Annotated in this window: 5 protein-coding genes; 3 read left to right on the forward strand and 2 right to left on the reverse strand. The window is 63.7% G+C overall.

Annotated elements, in window-relative coordinates; translation table 11 throughout:
- Window positions 1-6: 6 nt before the first annotated feature.
- Window positions 7-876, reverse strand: a complete 870-nt coding sequence (ilvE, locus tag GY937_24605; protein MCP5059897.1) for a branched-chain-amino-acid transaminase — start codon at window positions 874-876, stop codon at window positions 7-9.
- Window positions 873-1,637 carry an IclR family transcriptional regulator gene (locus tag GY937_24610; protein MCP5059898.1) on the reverse strand — a complete coding sequence of 255 codons (765 nt, stop codon included), beginning with the start codon at window positions 1,635-1,637 and terminating at the stop codon, window positions 873-875. The genes ilvE and GY937_24610 overlap by 4 nt, the downstream gene beginning before the upstream one ends.
- 165 nt (window positions 1,638-1,802) lie before the next feature.
- Here GY937_24610 and GY937_24615 point away from each other — a divergent pair, with 165 nt between their 5' ends.
- From GY937_24615 to acs, 3 genes are all read left to right on the forward strand, one after another.
- A complete protein-coding gene (locus GY937_24615) occupies window positions 1,803-2,990 on the forward strand; it encodes a ribonuclease D (GenBank protein ID MCP5059899.1) in 1,188 nt (395 codons plus the stop codon).
- A gap of 409 nt (window positions 2,991-3,399) precedes the next feature.
- On the forward strand, window positions 3,400-4,788 hold the full coding sequence (locus tag GY937_24620; GenBank protein MCP5059900.1) for a M24 family metallopeptidase: 1,389 nt from the start codon (window positions 3,400-3,402) through the stop codon (window positions 4,786-4,788).
- Window positions 4,789-4,800: 12 nt separating this feature from the next.
- The gene (acs, locus tag GY937_24625) at window positions 4,801-6,756 is read left to right on the forward strand and encodes an acetate--CoA ligase (protein ID MCP5059901.1); all 1,956 of its coding nucleotides are present in this window, start codon (window positions 4,801-4,803) and stop codon (window positions 6,754-6,756) included.
- Window positions 6,757-6,890: the final 134 nt, after the last annotated feature.

The raw sequence follows: 6,890 nt of genomic DNA on the forward strand, positions 1-6,890 counted from the left end.
CGGAAGCTACCCGCCGAGTGGCGTCCCCGCCTCCTCCGTGAGCCGGCCGAAGGCCAGGGAGAGCTGGTCCATCACGGGCCGCGAACTGCCCCCGATCGGGCGGCCATCAAGGGAGCCGACCGGCACGATGCGAGCGCCGCTTCCTGTCAGGAATGCCTCGCTGGAGGCGAAGAGATCGAAGCGTCCGAGGCTTCGCTCCTCGGCCGGCAGTCCCTCCTGTGCGGCCAGCTCGAGGACGCTCCGACGGGTGATCCCCTCGAGTGCACCGTCGACGGCCGGCGGCGTGAGCAGCGTGCCGTCGCGCACCGCAAACAGGTTCGCGACGGAGGCTTCGGCGATCTGGCCTTGGGCGTTCAACAGGAGTGCCTCGTCGGCGCCATGCTGGCGGGCCTCCAGCTTGGCCATCGCATTGTTGAGATAGTTCAGGCTCTTGACGCGCGGGTCGAGGACATCTGCCGCGGGGCGCCTCCAACTGGAGGTGATGAGCGAAATCCCCGCGCGCATCTTCTCCTCCGAGTAGATGCGCACCTCGTCGGCAATGCAAACCAATCTCGAACGAGGACAGGTCGTGGGATCGACACCGAGCGAACCTTCGCCGCGGGAAACGATCAGACGCAGATACGCCTCGTCCCGACCGAAAGCACGGGCTGTCTCGAGAGCGGCCTGGCGAGCGCCATCGACGCCGCCGGGAATCTCCAGTGCCAACGCACGCGCCGCCGTCTCGAGTCTGCTGAGGTGATCTTCTAGACGGAAGAGCTTCCGGTGATAGACCCGCATGCCCTCGAAGATTCCATCGCCGTACAGGAAGCCGTGATCCGTCACGGGGACCCGCGCCTCTGCTTCTTCCACCAGGCCGCCGTCGAGCCAGATCTTCATGCTTGCGTCTCCCGGAGCATCCGCGTTCCTGCGAGCCGCTCTTCGATGCGCCCTGCCGCTGCGCGCAGACGGCGCACGAGCGACATCGCGCCAAGTCTCTCGATCTGCTCGGAAGCCGCCGCGACAGCCAAGGCGCCTTCCATCCGCTCGGCGCGCCACAACGGAACCGCAACGACGGACAGTCCCGCGATCCACTCACCACGGTTCTCTGCCCAACCGCGGAGGCGCGCACGCCGCACCTCATCTTCCAGCGCGGCATGGCTCGTCGCAGTGCGCTCGGTGAAGGCTTCCAGCTCGCTGCCCCCGAGGCCAACGGTATCGGGCGCGTGGGCCAGCACGAGCTTGCCGATCGCCGTGGCGTGAACCGGAATCGCCTCACCGATCCGCGGCGCGGCGCGCAGGAAACCCGCTCCCTGGGCCTGGTCGAGGACGAGAATGCGTCCGGCTCTCGGACCGGCAAGGAAGACGGTCTCCCCCAACTCCGCGGCGGCCGCCTCCAGTTCTGGACGGGCCGCTGTCACGATGGGATCCCGCTCGAGTTGGGCGAGACCCAAGGCGACGAGGGCGGGCCCCGTCCGGTAGCGGCGGCGCTCGTCTTGCTCGACGAGCCCTCGACGGGCCAGGGACGCCAGTATCCGGTGGGTGCTCGACTTGCCGAGGCCCAGGGCACCTGAAAGCGCGGTGACGCCTTGGGGCTTCGAGGCGGCATTCAGCGCCAGGAGGAGATCGATGGCCTTGTCGACCGTGGACAGCGAATTCAATGGTTTGCTACCTAGTATCCAATATATCCCAATATATGGAACTGTATTCCGTATAATGGCACATATCTTAAACCGACACGGTCTCCGGGTCAATCCTTTCGCCCCAATGGCCCCTCGGCTAGGATCGTCGGACCGGCGCTGCGCTCCTCCCCCGGGCAGGCAACCGTGTCCCCCCGGACCCACCAACCATTCGAGGCGTACGTGGCGGACTTCGAGCGCATCGAGACCCAATCCGAACTCGAAGCGCTGTCTCGGGACTTGATGAAGCAGAAGGTCGTCGCTTTCGACACCGAGGCCGACAGCTTCTACCACTACTTCGACAAGACCTGCCTGGTGCAGGTCGCCACGAAGAAGCGGATCGCATTGATCGATCCGCTGGCACTCGGTGGCCCCGCGGAGCTACAGCCGCTTGCGCCGGTGATGGCTTCACCGGACATCCGCAAGATCTTCCACGCCGCCGAGTACGATCTGTTCGTACTCAAACGCGACTGCGGCTTCGTGTTCGCAAACCTCTTCGACACGATGATCAGCGCTCAGCTGCTCGGCTACCCGGCCATCGGCCTGTCCGCGTTGATCGAGCGCCACTTCGGCATCAAGCTGCCGAAGGATGAACAGCGCTCGGATTGGTCGGCTCGCCCTCTACGGGACAGCCAGTTGACCTACGCCGCCGCCGACGTGACCCATTTGATCCAGGTCACGAAGCTGTTGGAGAAGGAACTGAAGAAGGCCGGGCGGCTCGACTGGGCCCATGAGGAATTCGAGACCCTGACCCAACGCAAGTGGCCCGAGCGTGAATTCGATCGCCTCGGTTACCTGCGGATCAAGGGTGCGCGGGCGCTCGATCCGAAATCGCTCTCGGTGCTGCGCGAGATGTTCCTGGTGCGCGACAAACGCGCCCGCGAAATCGACCGGCCGCCCTTCAAGGTGCTCGGCAATCGGGCGCTGCTGGAGATCGCTGAGCGCAAGCCGAAGACCGATGCCGCGCTGAGCAAGGTGAAGGGCGTGACCGATCTCATCCTGCGCCGCTTCGGCCCGGAAATCCTCGCTGCGGTGGCGCGCGGGGCCGAGAAGAACCATGGCCCCGTACCGAAGAAGGCGGCAACCAACGGACCGGTCCGGCGCCGCATGGACCGTGCCACCGAAAAGCGTGTTGCTGCATTGAAGCGCTGGCGGACCGGCCGGGCGAAGGAGCTGGAGATGGACCCGGGAGTCCTGTGCCCGAACGCCACTCTCGAGAACATCGCCTGGGCAGAACCCAAGGAGGGCTCTGATCTGGAGGGGCTCACCGGCGTCAAAGGGTGGTTCGCGCGCAACTTCGGCAGCGAGATCGTCGCGGCCCTCGGAGACGAGTAGGCCAGAGACGCCCCAACAAAGGAAAAGGCCCCCCGGAACATCCGGAGGGCCTTCGATCAACTTGGGGCTTTGGATTCACCGAGCCAGGCGGGGTGCAATCTGGGGGAAAGCGCCTTGGTGACTCAGTAGCTCCTCAACTCGGGTTTCGAAGGTCTGCGCGCCCGATGAGACCGTTCGATTCCCATTCCAAGTTGGCTCCACGCTCAGGGGTTATTCACGTTGCGTGCCAACTCTGCCGGGGGCTGCGGAAAAATTCATAAGTAGCTGTAATTGCTTATGATTTTTCATTCCTCAGAAATCCCGCACGATCTGGTTCCAGCGTGGGTCGTGCCACCTGAGGATGCACTCTGGAACTCACGGAGTGCTCGAATGGGGCGAAACGGGTGCGCAGGCGGGGGGTTGCACCGATATGGGGGCCTGCCGCCTGAATTGGCAGTGCAACCTGCAGACGCAGACCCCCTCACAGCGGCTTCAGGCGTTATCCTGCCGCCTCGTGTTTGCTGAGCGACGTCAGAAGTTTCTGGAAGCCATGGGCGACGGCGGCGTCGCGGTCATCCAGGGTGCGAGACGGATCCAGCGATCCAACGACACCGACTACCCGTTCCGCCAGAACAGCGATTTCTGGTACCTCACGGGCTTCGATCACCCCCATGCGATCGCGGTCTTCCGCACCGATGGCGGCCCGGCTTTCTCTCTCTTCGTCGAGCCTCGGGATCGGGAAATGGAAACCTGGAACGGCTTTCGACCTGGTACCGAAGGCGCGCTGGCTGACTACGCCGCAGACGAAGCCCACTCCAACCATTGCTTCCACGACAAACTCGCCGAGTTGGTCGGCGGCGCACGCCGGATCTTCCATGTCCCCGGCGTGGACACGACCCTCGACGAGAAGCTCTTCCAGATCCTGCACGAAATGCGATTGCGTTCACGCCGCGGCATCAACCCGCCCGACGACATCGTAGACCCGCGAAGCGCGCTTCACGAGATGCGGCTCCACAAGGGTGCGGACGAGATCGAGATCATGCGGCGGGCCGCGGACATCAGCCGCGAAGCCCACCAGGAAGCGGCACGCCTGGCTCATGGGGGACGCAACGAATACGAGCTGGAGGCGGTACTCGATTTCACCTTCCGACGTCGCGGCAGCTCGGGCCCGGCCTACAGCAGCATCGTTGGTGGCGGCGCCAATGCGACCATCCTTCACTACGTGGAGAACGACCAGTCGCTCGTCGATGGCCAGCTGCTTCTGATCGACGCAGGCTGCGAGCTCGAGAACTACGCCTCCGATGTGACGCGTACTTTCCCGATCGGGGGAACGTTTGGCGGACCCCATCGAGACGTCTACGAGATCGTACTCGAGGCGCAGCTCATCGGTCTCGAGGCGTCGAAGCCTGGGGCTTGCCTCGACGAGATCCACAAGGCGACCGTGCGAAGGCTTACCGCCGGGATGATCGAGCTCGGCCTGCTCGACGGCGACGTGGACGCACGCATCGAGGATGAGAGCTTCCGCCGCTACTACATGCACGGCACCAGTCATTGGCTGGGCCTCGACGTGCATGACGTGGGCAACTACACCGTGGATGGCCATTCGCGAACGCTCGTCCCGGGCATGGCGTTCACCGTGGAACCGGGCATCTACATTCCCCCTGACGACGACCAGGCGCCGGAGCCGCTGCGCGGCATCGGCGTACGCATCGAAGACAACGTGGTCATCACCGCCGATGGCCACGAGAATCTCACTGCCGCGATTCCCAAGAGCCCCGAAGAGATGGAGGCCTGGGTCCGCGACGGCACCCCCAGCTGACCAGGAGACAGAATGACCGATATCGAATCCCTGCTGAAGGAAAAGCGCGTCTTCAAACCGGCGAAGGAGTTTTCCCGCCAGGCCAACTGGAACAAGAAGAAGGCCGCGGAGCTCCGGAAGCTGGGCGAGAAGAACCCGGAACGCTTCTGGGAAAAGATGGCCAAGGAAAACGTCAGCTGGTTCACGCCCTGGAAGAAGACGCTCCAGTGGAAGCCGCCGTTCGCCAAATGGTTCGTAGGCGGCAAGCTGAATGTCTCCTACAACTGCCTCGACCGGCACCTCGAGGGCGAGAACGCCTGGCGGCGCAACAAGGCGGCGATCATCTGGGAGGGTGAGCCCGGGGATTCGCGGACCCTCACCTACGGCCAGCTACATCGCGAAGTCTGCAAGTTCGCGAACGTCCTGAAGGGGCTTGGCGTGAAGAAGGGCGAGCGGGTCGCCCTCTACATGCCGATGGTTCCGGAGCTCGCGATCGCGATGCTGGCCTGCACGCGGATCGGTGCACCCCATTCGATCGTCTTCGGTGGATTCTCCGCGGAAGCCCTCCGAGATCGGATCAACGACGCCGGTGCCAAAGTGGTGATCACTTCGGATGGCGGTTTCCGACGCGGCGAACCTTTCGAATTGAAGCCTGCAGTGGACGAAGCCTGCAAGGGCGCGGCATGCGTCGAACACGTCGTGGTCGTGCAGCGAACGGGCGAGAAGACGGCCATGAAGAAGGGCCGGGACCAGTGGTGGCACGAGCTGATGGCCGACGCCTCGGCCGATTGCAAGCCGGCGAGGCTAGACGCCGAACACCCGCTCTTCATCCTGTATACGAGTGGCACCACGGGAAGCCCCAAGGGAATCCTGCATACGACCGGCGGCTACCTCACCCACGTGACGACGACCGCAAAGGCCATCTTCGACCTGAAGGAGACCGACACCTACTGGTGTACTGCAGACATCGGCTGGATCACGGGCCATTCCTATGTGGTCTACGGCATCCTCGCCAACGGGGCGACGACCTTCATGTACGAAGGCGTACCGACCCATCCGGGCCCGGATCGTTTCTGGGAGATGATCGACCGCTGGAAGGTCACGATCTTCTACACCGCACCCACCGCCATCCGAACCTTCATTCGCCTGGGTGACGAGCACCCGAAACGCCACGATCTTTCATCCCTGCGATTGCTAGGCAGCGTCGGCGAACCCATCAACCCTGAGGCCTGGATGTGGTATCACCGGGTGATCGGCAACAAGAAATGCCCGATCGTCGATACCTGGTGGCAAACCGAGACGGGCGGAATCATGATCACCCCGTTGCCTGGTGCCGTAGACACCAAGCCGGGTTCGGGCACCCTTCCCTTTCCTGGGATTCACGCGGCAATCCTCGATGACGACGGGAAGAAGGTGAAACCGCCCAACGGAGGTTTCCTCGCCATCACACACCCGTGGCCTGGAATGCTGCGAGGCATCTGGGGAGATCCGGCGCGCTACCGCGAGACCTACTGGAGCAAGTGGAAGGACGTCTACTTCCCCAGCGATGGCGCTCACAAGGACAAGGGCGCCTACTACTGGATCATGGGCCGCATCGACGACGTGATGAACATCTCCGGCCACCGGATCGGCACCATGGAGGTGGAAAGCGCCATCGTCAGCCATGCGGACGTTGCTGAAGCAGCCGTCGTCGGACGCCCCGACGAAATCACCGGAACCGCGATCGTCGCATTCGTCACCCCCAAGGGAAACGTGACAGCAGGCTCGGCCCTGGCCGACAAGGTGCGCAAGCAGGTGACGCGCGAGATCGGCGCAATCGCCAAACCGAAGGACATCCGCTTCACGGACGCCCTGCCGAAGACCCGTTCGGGCAAGATCATGCGACGCCTGCTTCGCGACATCGCCGCCGGCAAAGAAGGAGTTGGCGACACCTCCACCCTCGAAGACTTCAGCGTCCTCGCCAAGATCCGCGAGTCCGACGAAGACTAGTCCCTTGTATCGACCAAAGGCGGAAGTGTTGTCATGCTAAGCACTGCGTCCCCCGCAGCCAATCGGTTCTCGCCGTGTCGCGGGCCGATTCATGGGGCCCGTATGTCGAAGAAGCGGTATCGGATTGACTTGAC

The organism is bacterium (genome assembly GCA_024228115.1).
Classification (GTDB): Bacteria; Myxococcota_A; UBA9160; order UBA9160; family UBA6930.